Annotated in this window: 20 protein-coding genes and 1 tRNA gene; 14 read left to right on the top strand and 7 right to left on the bottom strand. The window is 48.2% G+C overall.

Translation table 11 applies throughout. The features are described from left to right. Positions 1–24: 24 nt before the first annotated feature. Complete coding sequence (locus tag HYN48_RS07680; protein WP_108370551.1) at positions 25–894, top strand: DUF808 domain-containing protein; 870 nt, start codon at positions 25–27, stop codon at positions 892–894. 95 nt (positions 895–989) lie between these two features. After that, a tRNA-Pro gene (locus tag HYN48_RS07675) sits at positions 990–1,063 on the top strand. Positions 1,064–1,121: 58 nt separating this feature from the next. Here HYN48_RS07675 and HYN48_RS07670 read toward each other — a convergent pair. After that, positions 1,122–1,727, bottom strand: a complete 606-nt coding sequence (locus HYN48_RS07670) for a porin family protein (RefSeq protein ID WP_108370550.1) — start codon at positions 1,725–1,727, stop codon at positions 1,122–1,124. Between the two features lie 162 nt (positions 1,728–1,889). Here HYN48_RS07670 and HYN48_RS07665 point away from each other — a divergent pair, with 162 nt between their 5' ends. From HYN48_RS07665 to HYN48_RS07635, 7 genes are all read left to right on the top strand, one after another. Continuing rightward, positions 1,890–2,786, top strand: coding sequence for an SDR family oxidoreductase (locus tag HYN48_RS07665; RefSeq protein ID WP_108370549.1), 897 nt, complete (start codon positions 1,890–1,892; stop codon positions 2,784–2,786). Positions 2,787–3,027: 241 nt separating this feature from the next. Then, entirely contained in the window at positions 3,028–3,798 is a 771-nt protein-coding gene (locus HYN48_RS07660) for a ParA family protein (protein WP_108370548.1), read from the top strand. Next, entirely contained in the window at positions 3,795–4,694 is a 900-nt protein-coding gene (locus HYN48_RS07655; RefSeq protein ID WP_108370547.1) for a ParB/RepB/Spo0J family partition protein, read from the top strand. The genes HYN48_RS07660 and HYN48_RS07655 overlap by 4 nt, the downstream gene beginning before the upstream one ends. A gap of 86 nt (positions 4,695–4,780) precedes the next feature. Further along, entirely contained in the window at positions 4,781–5,251 is a 471-nt protein-coding gene (locus HYN48_RS07650) for a DUF5683 domain-containing protein (RefSeq protein ID WP_219909578.1), read from the top strand. Beyond that, positions 5,251–5,949: a 4-hydroxy-tetrahydrodipicolinate reductase gene (gene dapB / locus HYN48_RS07645; RefSeq protein WP_108370545.1), complete on the top strand. Its 699-nt coding sequence runs from the start codon at positions 5,251–5,253 to the stop codon at positions 5,947–5,949. Before HYN48_RS07650 ends, dapB begins: the two co-directional genes overlap by 1 nt. A gap of 80 nt (positions 5,950–6,029) precedes the next feature. Then, positions 6,030–7,715, top strand: a complete 1,686-nt coding sequence (lepB, locus tag HYN48_RS07640) for a signal peptidase I (protein ID WP_108370544.1) — start codon at positions 6,030–6,032, stop codon at positions 7,713–7,715. A gap of 94 nt (positions 7,716–7,809) precedes the next feature. Beyond that, complete coding sequence (locus HYN48_RS07635) at positions 7,810–8,424, top strand: WbqC family protein (RefSeq protein WP_108373473.1); 615 nt, start codon at positions 7,810–7,812, stop codon at positions 8,422–8,424. A 43-nt stretch (positions 8,425–8,467) separates the two neighbouring features. On the opposite strand, the gene HYN48_RS07630 is transcribed toward HYN48_RS07635, so the two are convergent. The 6 genes from HYN48_RS07630 to HYN48_RS07605 form a co-directional block, all read right to left on the bottom strand. After that, the gene (locus tag HYN48_RS07630) at positions 8,468–9,523 is read right to left on the bottom strand and encodes an endonuclease/exonuclease/phosphatase family protein (RefSeq protein ID WP_108370543.1); all 1,056 of its coding nucleotides are present in this window, start codon (positions 9,521–9,523) and stop codon (positions 8,468–8,470) included. 60 nt (positions 9,524–9,583) lie between these two features. Next, complete coding sequence (locus HYN48_RS07625) at positions 9,584–10,447, bottom strand: rhomboid family protein (protein WP_108370542.1); 864 nt, start codon at positions 10,445–10,447, stop codon at positions 9,584–9,586. A 3-nt stretch (positions 10,448–10,450) separates the two neighbouring features. Beyond that, positions 10,451–11,230: a rhomboid family intramembrane serine protease gene (locus HYN48_RS07620; RefSeq protein WP_108373471.1), complete on the bottom strand. Its 780-nt coding sequence runs from the start codon at positions 11,228–11,230 to the stop codon at positions 10,451–10,453. Beyond that, positions 11,230–13,080: a DNA mismatch repair endonuclease MutL gene (mutL, locus tag HYN48_RS07615; protein WP_108370541.1), complete on the bottom strand. Its 1,851-nt coding sequence runs from the start codon at positions 13,078–13,080 to the stop codon at positions 11,230–11,232. Before mutL ends, HYN48_RS07620 begins: the two co-directional genes overlap by 1 nt. A gap of 168 nt (positions 13,081–13,248) precedes the next feature. After that, positions 13,249–13,818, bottom strand: a complete 570-nt coding sequence (ribH, locus tag HYN48_RS07610) for a 6,7-dimethyl-8-ribityllumazine synthase (RefSeq protein ID WP_108370540.1) — start codon at positions 13,816–13,818, stop codon at positions 13,249–13,251. Between the two features lie 51 nt (positions 13,819–13,869). After that, the gene (locus tag HYN48_RS07605; RefSeq protein WP_108370539.1) at positions 13,870–14,658 is read right to left on the bottom strand and encodes a tetratricopeptide repeat protein; all 789 of its coding nucleotides are present in this window, start codon (positions 14,656–14,658) and stop codon (positions 13,870–13,872) included. 156 nt (positions 14,659–14,814) lie between these two features. On the opposite strand from HYN48_RS07605, the gene recF reads away from it, so the two are divergent. From recF to asnB, 5 genes are all read left to right on the top strand, one after another. Further along, entirely contained in the window at positions 14,815–15,894 is a 1,080-nt protein-coding gene (gene recF / locus HYN48_RS07600) for a DNA replication/repair protein RecF (RefSeq protein WP_108370538.1), read from the top strand. Between the two features lie 80 nt (positions 15,895–15,974). After that, positions 15,975–16,667: a thioredoxin domain-containing protein gene (locus HYN48_RS07595; RefSeq protein WP_108370537.1), complete on the top strand. Its 693-nt coding sequence runs from the start codon at positions 15,975–15,977 to the stop codon at positions 16,665–16,667. 1 nt (position 16,668) lies between these two features. Next, positions 16,669–17,343 carry a DUF2461 domain-containing protein gene (locus HYN48_RS07590; RefSeq protein WP_108370536.1) on the top strand — a complete coding sequence of 225 codons (675 nt, stop codon included), beginning with the start codon at positions 16,669–16,671 and terminating at the stop codon, positions 17,341–17,343. A 1-nt stretch (position 17,344) separates the two neighbouring features. Continuing rightward, complete coding sequence (locus tag HYN48_RS07585; RefSeq protein ID WP_108370535.1) at positions 17,345–18,409, top strand: glycosyltransferase family 1 protein; 1,065 nt, start codon at positions 17,345–17,347, stop codon at positions 18,407–18,409. 2 nt (positions 18,410–18,411) lie between these two features. Next, entirely contained in the window at positions 18,412–20,277 is a 1,866-nt protein-coding gene (asnB, locus tag HYN48_RS07580; protein WP_108370534.1) for an asparagine synthase (glutamine-hydrolyzing), read from the top strand. The last annotated feature ends 12 nt before the right edge of the window (positions 20,278–20,289 follow it).

The raw sequence follows: 20,289 nt of genomic DNA, 5'->3' as shown, positions 1-20,289 counted from the left end.
TTAGAAAAAATTCAAATCAAAAATATGGCAGGAGGTTTCTTTGCAATATTAGACGACATTGCAGCTTTGATGGATGATATTGCCGTGAGCAGCAAAATCGCAACACAGAAGACAGCAGGGATCTTAGGCGACGACCTCGCCGTCAATGCGGAAAAAGCGACGGGATTCCTTGCCAGCCGGGAGCTACCGGTGCTTTGGGCCATCACGAAAGGATCGTTCCTGAACAAGCTCATCATCCTTCCAATCGCGTTCCTGCTGAACTACTATTTCCCCATAGCCATTACGTTTGCCCTGATTTCGGGCGGCATCTACCTGGCTTACGAGGGGGTTGAGAAAATCATCGAATATTTTTTCCATAAAAAGCATGTCGCGGAAACAACCGAGGCGCATATCAGCGACGCCGCAGATGATGAAAAAGTGAAAGTGAGGTCAGCCATCACTACTGATTTTATCCTTTCGGTCGAAATCGTGATTATCGCGCTCGGATCGGTGTTAGAAAAGGACCTGACCACGCAGATCGCGACCGTTACCATCGTGGCGGTGCTTGCGACAATCGGCGTCTACGGACTCGTGGCGCTGATTGTAAGGATGGACGATGCGGGTTACCACCTGATGCGGAAAAGTAACAATTCCGGTTTTTTATGCCGATTGGGAAAATTCCTGGTGTGGCTGTTGCCTATGGTCATCAAGATGCTCGCCGTTGTCGGAACATTGGCACTGATCCTGGTCGCCGGAGGAATTTTCATGCACAACATCGGTTATTTCCATCATTTCCTGCCCGGGCTTCCGGTCACTTTGACGGAATTTATACTCGGACTCGCAGTCGGACTCGCAGCCGTCGCGGTAATTACCATCGTTAAAAAGATCTTCGGAAAAACAAAAGCGGCGCACTGAGTTTACCTTGGCGGGCATGCCCTGCAAAAAATTGCATATTTATCGGCTAATTATTTTGCCAGTTCCATAAATGAAATATATTTGCAGACCCATTTCGGGATGTAGCGCAGCCTGGTAGCGTACTAGCATGGGGTGCTAGGGGTCGCTGGTTCGAATCCAGTCATCCCGACGGAAAAAACCAATCCTTCCCGGGATTGGTTTTTATTTTTTGGATCAGCCGAAATATCTTATTTCAGGAATGACTCGATATCAATCAGGAGGTTTGTGTACGCTCCCATATTTCTGGCTCTGCTTTCGGGGAAACCAATCGGATTGGTCAGGCTGTAACTGCCCATCAATTCAAAGCTGTAATGCTTCAAGAAAGTCACACCGAAACCCAGCATACCGCTGAATGCGGTACGGTTATAAAAATTCTTCAAAGATGTCCCGTCGTCAGCCCTGGCTCTCAGGATATTGACCATATTCAGGCCGCCCTGTAGGTAAAAACCTTTGGCGTATACCTTGTTGACGTCAAATTTAATGAGGGGTTGCAACTGCAACGTGGTGAGTTTCGCCTCGTCGAAAATTTCGTAGTAGGTACCCGACTCCAATGGCCCATAATCGGTTTCAGTGGTCTTGTTGAAAATCATGTTCACCTTCAATCCGCAGTGGCTGCTGAACTGGTAATCGATGAATCCGCCAAAGTTGAGACCACTGAGTCCGTTGCCTGCAATCAGCGGTCCGCTCACTTCAATGTCGTAAGCGTTCATACCCAACAGCGCGCCATAACGCATTTTCTGGGAAAATCCGTGCAGGCCGCATACCAAGGCTGATAAAAGAAAAAGCTTTTTCATGGCTGTTTGTCGTAATGGTTTCAGGCTGCAAAATAATCATTTGGGGCCTCTCTTTTTAACCAGCTAAAAAAAAATGCCGGAAAAATCAAAACGCCGGCAATCTTTGTTACCGCTGCTCCGAATTCCGAACTTTCTATTTATATTAGCTCAAAAACCAAAACCATGGATTTCTCAAAAAAAATGCTCCGTGACGGTGCACTTGAAAATAAGGTGATTGTAGTTACGGGCGGCGGCAGCGGCCTTGGGAAGGCGATGACACGATATTTCCTCGAACTCGGGGCCAGTGTGGCCATCACGTCCCGTGACCTCCAGAAACTGGAAAAAACTGCAGCAGAACTGGAAGCAGCCACCGCAGGAAACCGAAATGGCGCCAAATGCCTGCCCGTGCAATGCGACGTGCGCGATTATGCACAGGTGGAAAAAATGCTTGACTCGGTCGTTTCGGCTTTCGGAAAGGTGGACGTGCTGCTCAATAACGCTGCGGGTAACTTTATTTCGCCCACTGAACGACTCTCTGCAAACGCCTTCGATACGATTATCGACATTGTCCTGAAGGGCACAAAAAACTGCACGCTGGCTTTTGGGAAACATTGGATTGAAACCAAAAAAACGGACAATGTTATCCTCAATATCGTGACGACTTATGCCTGGACCGGATCGGCGTACGTGGTGCCCAGTGCAACCGCCAAAGCCGGCGTGCTGGCGATGACACGCAGCCTCGCTGTGGAATGGGCGAAATACGGCATCCGGTCGAATGCGATCGCTCCCGGACCTTTCCCGACGAAAGGCGCCTGGGACCGCCTGTTGCCCGGCGACCTGGCGCAAAAATTCGATATGGCCAAGAAAGTGCCGCTGCAACGCGTGGGCGACCATCAGGAGCTGGCCAACCTTGCGGCGTACCTGGTGTCCGATTTTTCAGCGTATGTGAATGGCGAAGTCATTACCATTGACGGGGGCGAATGGCTCAAAGGCGCGGGACAATTCAACCTGCTGGAGGCAATTCCGGATTCAATGTGGGATATGCTCGAAGCGATGATCAAGGCCAAAAAATCATCATAAAAGGCAATTGCAACCGCGAACTGTCCCGGTGTGTCTCCCGCCCCTAGCCCGGACCGGAGCGGCATCCTTTTACTGCGTTTTTCAGCAGTAAAAGATACAGCGGAGTGCCGGATCAGCTCCCGAAAAAAAAGCCCTCAATACACCGCAACGCCACTTTGCAACTTTGCAACTTTGTTAACAATTTACCCTTGAAAAACCCATAAATAATTGTATTTTTACCGCTCCAAATTTTGAAACTTAAATGGGTAAGATTATTGCCATTGCCAACCAGAAAGGCGGCGTAGGAAAAACGACGACTTCTGTGAATCTGGCCGCCTCGCTCGGGGTACTTGAAAAAAAAGTGTTACTTATCGATGCCGATCCGCAGGCCAACGCAAGTTCGGGCCTCGGGATTGACATTGAGAATATAGCCATCGGGACCTACCAGATCCTGGAGCACAGCAATACGCCCGAAGAAGCCATTATGGCATGCAGCGCACCGAACGTTTCAGTGATTCCCGCACACATTGACCTGGTGGCGATAGAAATCGAATTGGTTGACAAGGAAAACCGTGAGTACATGCTCAGGGAAGCGCTGGCGGGAATCAAGGACCAATACGATTACATACTGATTGACTGCGCGCCATCGTTGGGCCTTTTAACGCTTAATGCGCTGACCGCCGCGGATTCTGTCGTGATTCCGATCCAGTGTGAATATTTTGCCCTGGAAGGACTTGGGAAATTGCTCAATACCATCAAGAGCGTGCAGAAAATCCATAATCCGTCACTTGACATTGAAGGCTTGCTGCTGACCATGTTTGACTCGCGCCTGCGTTTATCAAATCAGGTGGTTGAGGAAGTGCAGAAGCATTTCAGCGATATGGTATTCAATACGGTGATCCAGCGCAACGTGAAACTCAGCGAGGCCCCCAGTTTCGGGGAAAGCATCATCAACTACGATGCGACGAGCAAGGGTGCGACGAATTACCTGCACCTCGCACAGGAAATCATCAAGAAAAACAGTTTATCATGACCAAAGCGGTAAAAAAACAGGCACTCGGAAGGGGATTATCGGCATTGCTTAAGGATCCTGATAACGATATTAAATCGGTTGACGATAAGAATGCAGACAAGGTTGTCGGCAATATTATTGAGTTGGAACTCGATGCGATTGAGATTAATCCGTTTCAGCCGCGAAGCAATTTTAATGAGGAATCGTTACAGGAACTTGCCACTTCGATCAGGGAGTTGGGCGTCATCCAACCGATTACCGTCAGGAAGCTCGATTTTAACAAATACCAGCTGATTTCCGGGGAACGCCGTCTGCGCGCCTCGAAAATTGCGGGACTTGCAGTGGTTCCTGCCTACATCCGGATTGCCAACGACAATGAATCGTTGGTGATGGCCTTGGTTGAAAACATCCAGCGCCACGACCTCGACCCGATTGAAATTGCATTATCCTACCAGCGTCTGATGGATGAGATTCAACTTACTCAGGAACAGATGAGCGACCGTGTCGGAAAAAAACGTTCGACCATTGCCAATTACCTGCGTTTACTGAAACTCGACCCCATTATCCAGACCGGAATCCGTGACGGCTTCATCTCGATGGGCCACGGACGGGCAATCATCAACATCGAAGACCAAGACGCACAGGCGGATATTTACCATAAAATCGTAAGCGAAAACCTGTCGGTTCGCGAAACCGAAGCTTTGGTAAAAAATTACCAGGAAAGCCTCAAACCAAAGCCTGCTGCAAAAACCAAGGCCGATACCTTTACCGTCGCCGACGAGCAGCAGAAAGCGATCAATAACTATTTCGGGACCAAAGCCGAAATCAAAATAGCCGGCAATGGCAAAGGAAAAATCACGATCCCTTTTCATTCCCAGGAGGATTTCAACCGCATCCTAAAACTTTTAAAGAGTTAGTGCTTCGGAATATTTCCATATGGTCATTCTGCTTGCTGTGCAGCCTCTTTTTGTCGGCGCAGACAAAACAGAATGATGTGCTGATTATGGCCGATACAATCAAACGAAAGCCCATCAATCCACTGGCTCCGACCAAAGCCGCATTTTATTCGGCAATACTTCCCGGTTTGGGGCAGGCCTACAACAAACGTTATTGGAAAATACCGATTGTCTATGGCGCACTGGGTACGGGTATTTATTTTTTTGCAGACAACAATAAAAAATACCACCGCTTCCGCGATGCTTACAAAGTGCGGCTTGCCGGGGGTAAAGACGAATTTGACGGACAGTACAGCACCGCTACGCTGCTCAATGCACAGAAAACGTTTCAGCGCAACCGCGACCTGTCTTTCCTGATCACGGTCGGGATTTATGTGCTGAATATCGTGGACGCCAATGTGGATGCGCACTTATTGCAGTTCAACGTCAACGACAATTTGTCGTTGCGTCCGGATTATTACCCGACAGACATCAATTACAGGCACAATGTCGGATTGTCATTAAACTATAGTTTCTAATGAAGATAGCACTGTTGGGATATGGCAAAATGGGCAAGGTGATTGAGAAAATCGCTTTGGACCGCGGCCATCAGGTGGTGTTTCGCAAAACCAGTTCCGATTCATTTGACGGATTGGCGCAGGCTGACGTGGCAATCGACTTCAGCGTGCCTGACGCCGCAGTCGCCAATATATCGGCTTGCCTCGAACGTGGCATCCCGATCGTCTCCGGGACCACTGGCTGGCTGGCATCCTATGATGCCATGGTATCGCTTTGCCGTGAAAAAAACGGGGCTTTTATTTATGGGTCGAATTTTAGCCTTGGTGTCAACCTGTTTTTTGAGCTGAACGACCATCTGGCAAAAATGATGTCGAAATTCACGCAATACAAGGCGTCAATGCAGGAAATCCACCACACGCAGAAACTCGACAAGCCAAGCGGGACAGCCATCTCGCTCGCTAACGGCATTATCGGCAATTCTGCTTATGAACGCTGGGTATTGTCAGACCCAAAGGCCGCAGAGATTGAAATTGAAGCCCTGCGTGTCGACGAAGTACCCGGAACACATACGGTAAGATACGATTCCGCCATCGATACGATTGAGATTACACATACAGCCCACAGCCGCGAGGGATTTGCCTTTGGTGCGGTCATTGCTGCGGAATGGATTGCCGGAAAAAAAGGCGTTTTTACGATGAAGGATGTGCTGGGATTGTAACAATCCGCAACAAACCGACACTTAGGATATAATCTGCCGGAAGGCTAAAAAAATAAGCATAACAATTAAAGTTTGACAATATGAATTTATCAGAGTGGTTTGTGTTCTTTTTGCTGCTGCAGGTAATCCATTTCGCAGGAACCTGGAGGCTATATACCAAAGCGGGGCGGAAAGCCTGGGAAGCGGCGGTGCCGGTATACAACGCCATTGTGCTCATGAAAATCATTAACCGACCGACATGGTGGACCATCCTGCTGTTTATCCCGATTGTCAACCTGATCATGTTCCCGGTTATCTGGGTGGAGACCATCAGGAGTTTCGGAAGGAATTCAACGGTTGACACACTACTGGTGCTGTTTACCCTGGGCTTTTACATATATTACCTGAATTATACGCAGGACCTGGAGCATCTTGAAGGCCGAAGCCTCGTGGCAGCCACCAAAATGGGTGACACAGTGAGTTCGCTGTTGTTTGCGGTCGTCGTGGCAACGATTGTACATACTTATTTTATCCAGCCCTTCACCATCCCGACGGCCTCCCTTGAGCGCACCCTGCTTGTAGGCGATTTCCTGTTTGTCTCCAAAGTGAATTACGGTGCCAGGACGCCAATGACCACTGTCGCTGCGCCGATGGTACACGATACGCTTCCGATCGTAAAAACCAAATCGTACCTGAATTGGCCACAATTGCCATACTTCAGGCTGCCAGGATTTGAGGATGTAAAAAAAAATGACATTGTGGTCTTCAACTGGCCGGTAGATACCGTACACGTCTTTTTCGATAAAAGCGGACGAAAGGCCGTCATTAAGCCAATCGACAAAAAATCGAATTACGTAAAACGCTGCGTCGGGACGCCTGGTGATGTGGTTCAGGGCAAGAATGGCATTTTGTTCGTCAATGGCAGCGAAATGACCTACACCGACAGGGCGAAAGTACAATATATGCACCGGATTTATGCCGCAAAAGAAGGCGTAAGCACCGAATTGCTGAAATCCTTAGGAACCAACGACTACCAACGCGCCTATAAAGTGGAGGTAAACTCTGAAGAACAGTTTAACATGCTGCGCCCCTACCTGACAGGTGCCAAAGACAATATAGTCTATACCGGGCCAAGAGGATTGCCCGCATCGGTATTACAGAAGTCGGGCGCGTTTGCCCAGGAGCAATACCAGGCGGAGAACTTCGCAAACCTCACTTTGAAAGAGGCGGAAATACTGCGCAAAAATCCGACAATCGATTCGGTGGTGCGCTATAAGCCCGCAAATAACGACTCACGGGTTTTCCCGCATGATTCGAAATGGGGTGAAGACAATTTCGGACCAATCACGATTCCGAAGCGTGGCGCCACCGTGGCGTTGACCATGGAAAACCTTCCGCTTTACAAACGCATCATTTCAGTGTATGAGAACAATGCACTAGAAGTCAAAAACAACCAGATTTTCGTGAACGGAAAACCAGCAGCCAGTTACACCTTTAAAATGAACTATTACTGGATGATGGGAGACAACCGCAACAAATCGGAGGACAGCCGTTACTGGGGTTTTGTTCCGGAAGATCATATCGTCGGGAAACCGGTATTTATCTGGATGAGCGTCGACGGGATCAACGACGGGATCAAAAACTGGAGCGTCCGCTGGGACAGGCTTTTCACCACAGTTGGCGGCAGTGGCGAACCCTACTCTTATTTTAAATTCTTCCTGATTGCGCTGGCAGCATACTTCGGAATCACTTTCTTTATGAACCGTAGAAAAGAAAAAACAGCTTAAGGGTTCGGATTCCGCAGCTTGCCGCATTTCCGGGATACTTTGGAAAAAATCGCAGGCTACGGTGTCTGCAATGTCACATGTAAAAGGCAAAACCATGTCTATCCTGATCCATCCAACCTATTTCCCAAGCATCTCGACGTTTGCCGCCATGGCGCAGGCCGGGGCAGTCACATTGGAAATGGACGACAATTTCCAGAAGCAGACCAACCGCAATCGCATGTATATTTACAGCCCCAACGGGATACAACTGCTGAATATCCCCGTGAAGCACAGCAGGGAAAACGCACACCAGAAAACGCGTGACATCCGACTGGAAACGGCATTTGACTGGCAGAAACAGCACTTCAAGTCTTTGGAAGCCGCCTACCGCAGTTCGCCGTTTTTTGAATACTTTGAAGATGCCATCATGCCGGTTTTTGAAAAAGAGTATACGTTCCTGATGGACCTCAATCTCGAGACCATGGACATTGTAGCGAAGTGCCTCAGGATGGACTTCCAATACGACAAAACCTCAGAATATTTCAAGGATGGCGCAGGATTTCAGGATTTCCGTCACCTTGCAAACGGCAAAAAGGACAAGGCTGCCCTGGAACCTTACACTCAGGTGTTCGGGGATAAGCACGGTTTTATCAACAACCTCAGCATCCTGGACCTGCTGTTTAATGAAGGACGGCATGCATTGGATTATTTGAAGAGGCAGGCAATTTAAAAGCCAAAATGCTAAATGGGTTTATCGCCCGACCTTGGTGACGTCAATTGGTTTTTTTTTCTGAAAGCACCGCCATCACCGGAAAATGGTCTGAATCCACGATTTCAGGATAACTGTTGAACATCCTGACATCAAACCGCTCATCGGCAAAAATATAGTCAATCCGCGCCGGATAATAGTTGAAATCGTACGTCTTGCCGAAACCTTTTCCCGCCTCTACAAAACAATCGTTCAGGTCGCCCTTAATGTTCCGATAGACATAAGAAAATGCGCTGTTGTTCATGTCCCCACAAATGATGATCGGATATTTGCAGTTTTGTTTGTGGTTCATGATGATTTCGGCCTGGAGCTGCTGCTTTCGGAATGCCTTGCCGATCCGCCTGAACATCATCTCCGATTTCTTCTGGTTGATTTCATTGATGTCTTCCGAAATGTCGTGCACATCGGGACTGATCTTAATGGATTGCAGGTGCATATTATAAACCCTGATGGTGTCTTTCCCTTTGATGACATCGGCGAAAATCGCATTGTTATTTGAGTCCGGGAATTCTATATGGCCGGTATTGATGATCTTAAATCTGGAAAAAATCGCCTGCCCCGTTTTTATTTTTTTGCCATTCGAGAAAATAAAGCGGTGCGGAAAGCCCGAATAATCGAAATCAGCCGCGTTTGAGAACTCCTGTATGCACAACAAAGACGGGTTCTTTTCCTTGACGAAATCCGAGATTTCTACGGGGACCGTTTCCTTGTCTGACCATTCGAATTTGTTGAAAAGTCTGACATTATAGCTCATCACGCTAAAATCCCCAGCTGCCGGCACATAGTCGGGCGCGGAAAATTTATAAAATTTATTGATGAACGTGATCCCGATCAGCAGCACAATGCCCGACAACAACACCTGTCTTTTGAATTGCACCGCCCAATATGCAAAAAACAGCAGGTTCAGCACCAGCATCAACGGCAGGCCCAGCGTGAAGACTGACAGGAACGGGAACAACTTCGGGGCCATGAAAGGCAGCAGGTAAGCCATGAACGTGCAGCACGCGAGAATGATGTTGCAAACGAACATGATTTTATTGAATAGCGAAAGGTTTTTCATTGCTGCATGGGAATTGGCCGAAAACAGCACTAATCTACAAACAATTAGTGAGCTGCGAAATTATTTTCCGGCATTGAACAGAAAATCCTTTTCCTGCTGTGTGAGGCTGTCATAACCTGAACGGCTGATTTTGTCCAGGATCTCATCAATCTGCTGCTGCTTTTTGTCCTTAACGGCGGTCTTTGACGCAGTGGTTGACCGTGGTTGGGTATTGTAATTGCGGTGTACTTTTTTAAAGGGTTTGGGTTGTGACGGCTTGAACATCCGCAGCACACCGTCTACGGTACCTGTAACGATTTTGCTGAGATCTGTGCCGGTTTGCAGGAGTTTGATGTAGGTGAAACCGAAAAACGCGCCGGCGAGGTGGGAAATATGTCCTCCTGTATTTTCAATCATCAGCTGCATGAGATCAATGATCAGGATGACAGCCGTCATGTGCCAAAGCTGGACGCGTCCTATAAGGAGCAGCCGTATTGGCATGTGCGGACTGTAAGTCGTCGCCGCTACGAGGATCGCCATAATGGCCGCTGACGCCCCGACGATAATTGATACCCTGCCCATCAGGAAATAGGCGCCACAGAAAATTATCCCGGAAAATATAGCGCTCAAAATGTACAATCCTACGAGTTGCTTTTCCTTGAAAAAAGTAAGGAACAGCATTCCTGCGTAGTTCAGTACGAGCATATTAAAAAGTAAATGGAGGAAGCCACTGTGGAGAAAAGCATACGTGAGCAAAGTCCATGGATGGATCGCAAGAACTAACGGATCAGAAGACAGGGCAAGCCAATCCGGAAAAATAAAAGTACCCAGGCGGAATTCGTAAAAGATAAGCGATACCAGGAAAACCCCAATATTCCAAAAGATCAGGCGCTGGGTGATCCCGCCCATCCTGTATTGCATCTTCAGGTCATCCCATAGTCCCATAACTTAATTCCAGCGGTTGTTTTGAAATTTGTTCTTACGCCATGACATCATCATGATGAATCCGAGCAGAGCGCCTCCGATATGGGCGAAATGCGCAATGCCTCCACCCGAGTTGTCGCCGAAAAGCGAACTGCCCTTTAGTCCGAGAAAGAGATCCACGGCAATGAGTCCGGGAACGAAATACTTTGCCTTGATGGGCACTGGAATGAAGAAAAGTGCCAGTTCCGCCATCGGGAACATAAATGCAAATGCCACGAGCAAACCGTAAATTGCGCCCGAAGCGCCAACCGCCGTGCCGTTGTAAGCGTCAATCATATTGCCCAGAACCTGGTTGTCGATGCTGATATTTGTCGGATATTTAAAAGTGCCCGATGACAGGAATTCCGGGATCCGGTCACCCAGTCCGAGTGAAGTCATGTACGTTACGCCTTCGTGATAAAAATAGTAATTGACTCCGGTATGCATCAGGAAAGCGCCCAATCCGCAAACAAAATAAAAAATGAGGAATTTCGTGCCGCCCCAAAAATGCTCAAGCATCGACCCGAACGACACCAGCGCAATCATGTTGAAGGCAATGTGCATGATATTCGGGAATGGAGCGTGCATAAACATGCTCGTCACGGGCTGCCAAATCTTAAAGTTCGGGTTTTCGAAATAAAACAACGACAGCTGTCGGTATGCGGCATTGGCTTCAATTGGGTTTCCTCCCATGAGCTGTGCGCCTATAAACACAATAATGTTAATGATCAGCAGCTGTTTCACCACCGGGGTCATGTTGTTCATCATAAAGCAAATTTTTTATCCAGGTCTTCCACCCGCATCGTAATGAAAGTCGGCTTTTGAAAAGGCGACACGTTTGGATCCTTGCAGGCAAACAACCCATTGACGATGTTTTCCTGTTCCTTTTCGTTCAAAAATGTCCCGGTCTTAACGGCGAGGCTTCGTGCCATAGACTTGGCTATGCTGTCATTCTGGCTAAACGCGCTGTCCGGAATCCCGTCCTGGAGATCACCCAATAATTGTTCCAGTAATATCGAAACCTCACTTTCGGCAACATTGACAGGCAGTCCTGAAATTACGGCATGATCCTCGTGCGTACTCTCAAAAACAAATCCCGTATTGACCAATGATTCCTGCAATTCTGCCATCAGCTCCATTTCCTGTTTTGAGAAATACAAGGTCAGCGGAAACAGCAACTGCTGACTCGCCGCCTGGCGGACGGTCATGTTGGCCAGGAATTTTTCATATAAGATCCGTTGGTGCGCCCGCTGCTGGTCGACAATGATCATTCCGGATTTAATCGGATTGACGATGTATTTCTTGTGGATCTGGAACAATTTGACGGCTTGCAGTTCCTGCTCGTGGTCGTCAAATAAAGCCGCGGTGACTTCCTCCTGCTCAAACTGGATATCAACCGGCGCGGTAATCGTCTCGGCTTCCTGCCTGAGTCCGACATACAGTCCATCCCAGTGAGACGTGTCCGGCTTCTTATAAGTGGAGTACGAAGGCCTAGACGGCTTGTCGTCTGCAAACGGATTAAAATTGGCATCGACCTGTATCAGGGGTACCGACGCCTGCTGATTTTTATAATCGTAAGGCGTGTCGAGGTTTGGATCGCGCTCAAAATCGAGCACAGGCGCCACATTAAACTGGCCAAGGCTGTGCTTTATTGCCGATCGTAAGATCGCGTACAACGCATGCTCGTCGTCAAACTTAATTTCGGTCTTGGTAGGATGGATGTTGATATCGATGGTGTGCGGCGGCACATCGAGGTAAAGGTAGTACGCGGGCTGGCAACCATCTTTCAGCAGTCCTTCATAAGCCGCCATTACGGCATGGTGCAGGTAGCCACTCTTGATGAAACGGTCATTGACGAAAAAAAACTGCTCTCCCCTGCTCTTCTTTGAAAACTCGGGCTTCGATACAAATCCATGTATGGAAACGATATCGGTGGCCTCGTGGACAGGCACGAGTTTCTCATTGGTCTTTCCCCCGAAAATATTGACAACACGTTGCCGGATGTTTGACTGCGGAAGGTTAAAAACCTCGCTGCCATTATGGTACAAAGTAAAATGGATATTCGGATGTGCCATGACGACCCTCAGGAACTCGTCGATGATGTGGCGCTGTTCCACGATGTCCGACTTCAGGAAATTGCGCCTTGCAGGAATGTTAAAGAACAGGTTCTTCACTGCAAATGACGTCCCTTTAGGCAGTACCGCGACATCCTGGGACACAAACCGGCTGCCCTCAATCACGATATGCGTTCCGAGCTCTTCCTGATCCTGTCGCGTTTTCATTTCCACATGGGCAATGGCGGCTATCGACGCGAGCGCCTCGCCGCGAAAACCCTTGGTATGCAGTGAAAACAGATCTTCGGCCTGACGTATTTTTGAAGTGGCATGCCGCTCAAAGCAGAGTCGGGCATCGGTGACCCCCATGCCCACGCCGTTGTCAATGACCTGCACCAGTGACTTCCCTGCATCCTTGACAATCAGCTTGATGTCGGTTGCTTTCGCGTCAACCGCATTCTCCAGCAATTCTTTCACAACCGAAGCGGGCCGCTGGACGACTTCTCCGGCAGCAATCTGGTTTGCGACATGGTCTGGGAGCAATTGGATGATACTCGGCATTGGGCATTTTTGTTAGTACTTCGGGCTTCGGGAACCGATTTCCGGACAACCCCAAAGTTACATAAATATTGCGGAAATCCGGACGCCAAAATCTTAAATGAGCGGTCCTTTTAATCAAAAAAACCTGTCCGCTATGGCCAGGTTTGACGATGATCTGTACAGAGAAAGTTATTCCTCAAGTTTGTAAGTCCCTTCGATGCGGATGGCTCCGGGTTCCAACAGGTTTTGCGTCGGGAAAGGATAACCAGAATTGGCCTGTTGCCGCAAAAAGGCCATCTTAATGGCCGCGATGGCCGCTTCAGTGCCTTTATTGCCGTGAGCGCCGCCGCTCCGGTCAATAGATTGCTGTTCATTATTATCGGTGAGTACACAGAAAATAACCGGAATATCTGTAAGTATGTTCAAATCCTTAATGCCCTGGGTCACCCCTTCACAAACAAAATCAAAATGCTTGGTTTCCCCCTGGATGACACTGCCTATCGTTATGACCACATCGGGCTTTTGGGTTTCAATCATTTTTTTTGCAGCATACACCAATTCAAAACTTCCGGGCACGTTCCACCGGATGATGTTGAAATCAATGGCGCCACAATCCATTAATGCCGTAACGGCGCCGGTGTAAAGCCCTTCTGTAATGTGGTTGTTCCATTCAGAAACAACAATCCCAAACCGAAAATCTTTCGCATTTGGGATCGTATTCTTGTCGTAGTCCGATAAATTTTTACTAGCAGTAGCCATGATTCCTTCAGATTTATGATGTCTCTTTCACAACCCCGTGAACCCTGATATTTATTGTGCCAATCCGATCAGCACGTCAATATTCTGTGCTTCAGGTGTCATGTCAAAAGTTTCCTTGATTTCAGTAAAATATTTCAATGCATCAGCCTTCTTACCCAATTCCAAAGCTACTTTACCTGCTTTAAGGAGGAAGCGCGGCCTGATGGCATCACTTTTGGTCGCGTCAGCGGCTTTCAAATAAAATTCCAAAGCCTCTTTCAGGTGGTTCTTTTCGGCATGCGCATCACCGATGGCTCCCGTAGCAGTTGCACTAAGGAACTCTTCTTTAGAATCAAATTTTTCAAGGTATTTGATCGCATCATCAAATTTGCCTGTATTGAGGTAAGCCATCCCAGCGTAGTAATTGGCAAGATTTCCGGCATCAGTACCTGAGTATTTATCGGCCAGTTTAATGAATCCGTATTTTCCTTCACCCCCGTTTAGCGAGAGCACGTAAAGCGAATCCGGGTTTACCCCGTCAGTGGCCTGCTGAAAATATTTCTGCGCCTGGAACATGTCCTTGTTGGCTTCAGCCTCGTTGGCCTCTACCACAAATTTCTGATAAAGGAAGTAACCGGCAGCAATCAGGGCAACTACAAATACAGCACCGAAAATCACCTTTTGGTTGCGCTCGACGAACTCTTCGGTTTTTGACGCGGTGTTATCCAACGAGTTGAAGACGCTGGCCGTAGCACTGTCCTTCTCGTCAATATTCAAATCCGTGTCGTCAACAAATTGGTCGTCAATTTTCTCCTCTTTCGGTTTTGGTGCTTTATATCCTCTTTTGTTAAAAGTTGCCATCTATTATAATTTAGTGAGGTGCAAAAATAAAATTTTTATTCAATAACAAAAGATGTTTTGTCGATATTTTTCAATAATTTGCGAGCTGTCTGTACGGTCGGTTCCTTTGCTGCCTGCAACACAATAATACACCCAGCATTCACAGGGGTTCACACGATGTATTTAAAAAAAATTTCACTCTTCAATTACAAGAATTTTTCGGATGCCGATTTCGATTTTGATTCCAAAATCAATTGTTTCGTCGGTAGAAACGGTATCGGGAAAACCAACGTGCTCGACGCGATTTACCATCTTGCCTACGGGAAAAGCTATTTCAATCCGCTTGCGGTCCAGAACATACGCCACGGCGAGGAATTTTTCGTGATCGACGGCACTTTCGACAAGCAGCAGCGCGACGAACAAATTGTCTGCAGCCTCAGGAAGGGACAGAAAAAAATCCTGAAGCGCAACGGCAAACCTTATGACAAATTCTCAGACCATATTGGGTTCATCCCACTGGTGATCATCTCCCCCGCCGATCGTGACCTGATTGTCGAAGGCAGTGAAACCCGCCGCAAATTCATTGACAGCGTCATCTCACAGTCCGATGCCCTGTACCTGCAATCGCTGATCCAATACCAGAAGGTGCTCGCACAGCGCAATGCCCTGCTCAAGTATTTTGCACTGAACCACGTGTTTGAAACCGATACCTTAAATATATACAATGCGCAGATTGATGCCGTCGGTCAGAAAATCTATGAAAAAAGAAAGTCGTTTTTAGCCGATTTTACGCCCATTTTCAATCGCCATCACGAGGCCATTACCGGCTCGGGCGAGGCCGTGCAGCTCATTTATGAAAGCCAGCTGCACGAAGGCCAACTGCTGCAGCTGCTCGAACAAAACATTAACAGGGACCGCATGCTGCATTATACTTCAGTGGGCATCCACCGGGATGACCTGTCGTTTGAGCTCGGCCAGCATTCGATACGGAAGTTCGGTTCGCAGGGACAACAGAAATCGTTCCTGATTGCCTTAAAGCTCGCACAATTCGAGTTCGTAAAACAGCAAAGCGGCGAGAAACCGATTTTGCTTTTTGACGATATTTTTGATAAGCTCGATGAGACCCGTGTGGGCAAAATCGTAGAGATGGTCAATAATGATGATTTTGGCCAGCTTTTTATATCCGATACGCATCCGCAACGCACGGAAGCTATCGTAAAATCGACACACCAGACGTACAGGATTTTCAATTTATAGTATACTTTGGGTCGTTCACCTATATTTTTGAGGGCAAACAAAAAAATACTTTATTTTAGCAACCTATTAAAAACCTTACGATGAAAATACGAATGATTTTTCCGGTATTGGTCTGTTTTTTCCTGAGTTGCCAGGCGCAGACGTCCAAAAAATATGAGTCTATACCCGCTTTGGCTTTCGCCGAAAAGATAAAAAATACGCCCCAGCCGCAGATTCTTGACGTCCGTACACCCGAGGAATTCAACGACCAGCACCTCGACAATGCGAACAACGTCAACTGGAATAGCGAGGATTTCGCAACAAAGGCTGCTGCATACGATCAGTCGAAGCCCGTCTTCGTATACTGCATGAGCGGTGGGCGCAGCAAACAGGCTGCCGAAAAACTTTCTGAAATGGGGTTCAAGACCGTGTATGAGCTTCAGGGCGGCATCATCAAATGGAACGCCGCGGGCCTCGCCCCAAAAAGCGACCGCATTATCGGGATGTGTTCGCAGGAGTACGAGGAATTACTCAATACGGATAAGAAAGTTCTGGTCGACTTTTATGCCGAATGGTGCGGACCGTGCAAAAAAATGGCTCCCTACCTGACCAAAATGCAATCCGATTTAAAAGACAAGGTGGTGATTATAAGGCTTAATGCTGACGAAAACAAAACACTGATGTCACAACTTAAGATTGAGGAACTGCCGGCGCTGTTTTTATATGAAAACAAAACGGTAAAGTGGCAGCACACCGGTTTTATCAGCGAGGAAGACCTAAAAAAACAATTGTAATATGCTTGCGAAAGAGTCACTGCAATTCCTGAAAGACCTCAAAGCCAACAACAACCGCGACTGGTTCCTGGCCAACAAAAAACGGTACGATGCCTACAAGGCGGATTACCACAAGCTTGTCTCTGATTTACTGGATGCATTGAAGCCGCTCGACCCGGCGCTGGAGCATCTTGAGGTTAAAAACTGTACGTTCCGTATCAACCGCGACATCCGCTTTTCGAAAGACAAATCACCTTACAAGGACCATATGGGCATGTGGTTTTCAGGTCTGGCAAAGGGCGCGAACCGTCCGGGATATTATGTACACATCGCACCCCAGGGCAGTTTTGTCGCAGGCGGTTTTTACCAGCCTGAAAATGAGGAACTGAAAAAGATCCGCAAGGAAATTGCGTTCTTTCATGAGGACCTGGACGCTATTGTTGATGATAAGGAGTTTAAGACGATCTTCGGCGGACTAGACGTCAATGAAAACAATTCGCTCAAAACGGTGCCGAAAGGATATGAAAAAGACCACCCCGGCATTCATTTCCTGAAACTCAAGAGCTTTACGGCCAGCGCCGATTTCGCCACGAAAGAGGTACTCGATAAAGACTTCGTTGCCAAAACCGTAAAAAAACTGATCGTGCTCAGGCCAATGACCGAATTCCTTACCAGGGCGCTGACGCAAAACGATTAGCATGAAGCAAAAGAAGACCATCCTTTTCCTTGGCGAATCCTATCGCGCCGATGCCATCACCTGGATGAACGGCCTGAGGGAGTTTGGTGACTTTGACATTGTAGCCTGGGAACTGAAGTCGTCAAACGTCGGGCTCAACCGTGTCAAACGGCTTTTTGAATTTAAACTGGCGTTGTGGAGTATCCGCAGACTGGTGCGCAAACACCGGCCCGATATGGTCATTGCAGAACGAACCACCAGTTATGGATTCCTCGCGGCACTTTGCGGCGTGAAGCCCGTAGCGATAGCCCAACAGGGACGGACGGACCTTTGGCCGGAACAGTCGCTGCTGCTGCCATTGAAACGCGTCATTCAGCACCACGCCTTCAGCAAGGCCGACCTGATTCATGCCTGGGGTCCGGTGATGACCATTTCGATGAGAGAAGCAAATGTCAATATGGATAAGGTAATGGTCCTTCCGAAAGGCATTGATCTCGAATCCTTTGCGTTCCGGGAAGTCCGATCCGAAGTCATCCAAGCCATCGTCACACGGTCGCTGCTCCCCGAATACCGCCATGACGTCATCCTGAAAGCGTTCGACATCCTGAACCGGAACGGAACGGATTTCGTACTTACGATTGTCGGCGACGGGAAAGAGCTGCACAACCTCAAAAATCTGGCACAGAAATTGAAAATCGACCATAAAGTAATATTCACGGGCCGGATTGACAACCGCGAATTGCCTGCGTTATTACAACAATCCAATTATTACATCAGCATGCCGATAACTGAAGGCGTATCGGCATCATTATTTGAAGCGATGGCAGCAGGCTGTTATCCTTTGGTTACCGATATTCCGGGCAACCAGAGTTGGATAAAGCACCGCGGGAACGGGCAGCTCATTGCGACAGACGATGCACAAATGCTGGCCGGCGAGCTCCTGTGGGCGACCCAAAATTCCGAAACCATTCAAACCGCAATAAAAAATAACCGAAAATTTGTTGAAGAACATGCCGATTACAAAGTGAACATGAAAGTCATTGCGGAACGGTATCACGAGCTGATCAATAACTTTAAAGGTAACTGACCATGTGTGGTATAAATGGTATTCTGAATTTGCATCAGCAGCAGGCCGATGAACGGGTTTTGACCAAAATGCGTGACGCACTGGCCCATCGCGGGCCGGACGACGCAGGAATTTTTATCGATGGAAATCTGGGGCTGGGCCACCGGCGTCTTTCAATCCTGGACACCTCAGCTGCGGGACACCAGCCGTTCCTGTCCGACGACGGTCGGTACGCTATGGTGTTCAACGGAGAGATTTACAACTTCAGGGAATTTTACGACGAACTCAAAGCAGCCGGGTACAACATAAAAACCCAGTCAGACACCGAGGTGCTGATGGCGCTGTTCCAAAGACAGGGCACTGCGATGCTGCACCGCCTCGATGGCATGTTCGCATTTGCCATTTGGGATAAAACCGAACGGAAACTCACCTTGGTGCGTGACCGGATGGGAGTCAAGCCGCTCTATTATTCGTTTCATAACGATACGTTGTATTTTGCCTCCGAACAAAAAGCGATTTTTGCGGCAGGCGTGCCGCTGCAGGTTGCGCCTGACGGATTGGAAGAATACATATTCAATCGTTTTGTCGCAGGTGAAAAGACACTGTTTAAAAACGTGAAAAAGGTGCTGCCTGGCCATATCATGACCGTTTCAGAAAATGGGAAGGTAGACAGTACGCGGTGGTGGAACCTGAAATCCGAAATCCTCGGGCAGCCGAAGATAAAAGACCCGAAAGAATGGTTCGCAGGAACTTTTGACGCGTCAGTCAGACTGCGGATGGTCAGCGACGTGCCGGTGGGCGTCTTACTCAGTGGCGGCCTGGATTCCTCTTCAGTACTGGCCTCGCTAAAGCATCAGGACTATAAGGACATCAAGACGTTCAACATCGGATTTTCGGAGACCGAGCACAACGAATCGCACCTGGCCAAAAACCTCTCAGAGCAGTTCAACTATCAATTCGATTCGTTAGAACTTCAGGGCGACGAACTCTTCAGGAAAATGATTTCCGCAGCTTACTACCACGATGAGCCGCTGATGCATTTAAGCGAACCGCATCTTCTGGCAGTCTCAGAACTCGCCAAACCAGCGGTCAAGGTCCTGCTTTCGGGCGAAGGCGCTGACGAACTCATGGGCGGCTACGTGCGTTACAAGCCGTTGCGCTTCCCATCATTGCTGCAATCCATTGGGGCCATAAGCAGTATGGGGATCTTCTCGAAAAATGCGCGTTTTGACAAATTGTCCCGATACACTCAGATTAGCAGTGAGGCCGGCCTGATCATCTACAACGGTTCGAATATTTACCCCAACGACATCGCCAGGGTTTTCGGCATTTCCAAAGAACCCGCAAACGATTACCGTCATCACATCTACGAAGAAGCCAAATCGCTGTATCCCGGAAACCTGAAACGGCAGATGCTGTATTTCGACCAACACACCTACCTGTGTTCGTTGCTGGACCGCAATGACCGCTGTACGATGGGCGCGTCGATTGAATGCCGCGAGCCATTTCTGGACCAAAGACTTGTAAAAGGACTCGGATCGCTCGATGACAAATGGCTTTTTACGGGAAAGAAAGGGAAATACATACTTAAATCATCGGTAGAAAACCGGTTGCCTTCGGACATCCTGAGCTTCCGAAAAATTGGGCTCAGTGCGCCGTGGGGCGATTACCTCACGAAAAATCCGGCCTTCGCGGAGGAACTCGAAGCCTTTACAAAAAGTGACATTTTCAGGATGCCGTACCTCGAGCATATCGACGCAAAAAAACTTGCCGACCGGCTCAGGCAGGGTGACTGGCAGGTCGTATCTTACGTTATGCCGCTTTTCATGCTCCACATCTGGCTCAGGTATTATGTGCAGACTTTTACCGCTGCCGCAGACAGCAATTAAGTTTCCAAAATA

The sequence above is a fragment of the Flavobacterium magnum genome (genome assembly GCF_003055625.1).
GTDB classification, from domain to species: domain Bacteria; phylum Bacteroidota; class Bacteroidia; order Flavobacteriales; family Flavobacteriaceae; genus Flavobacterium; species Flavobacterium magnum.
This window is presented reverse-complemented; position numbering and strand designations above follow the sequence as displayed.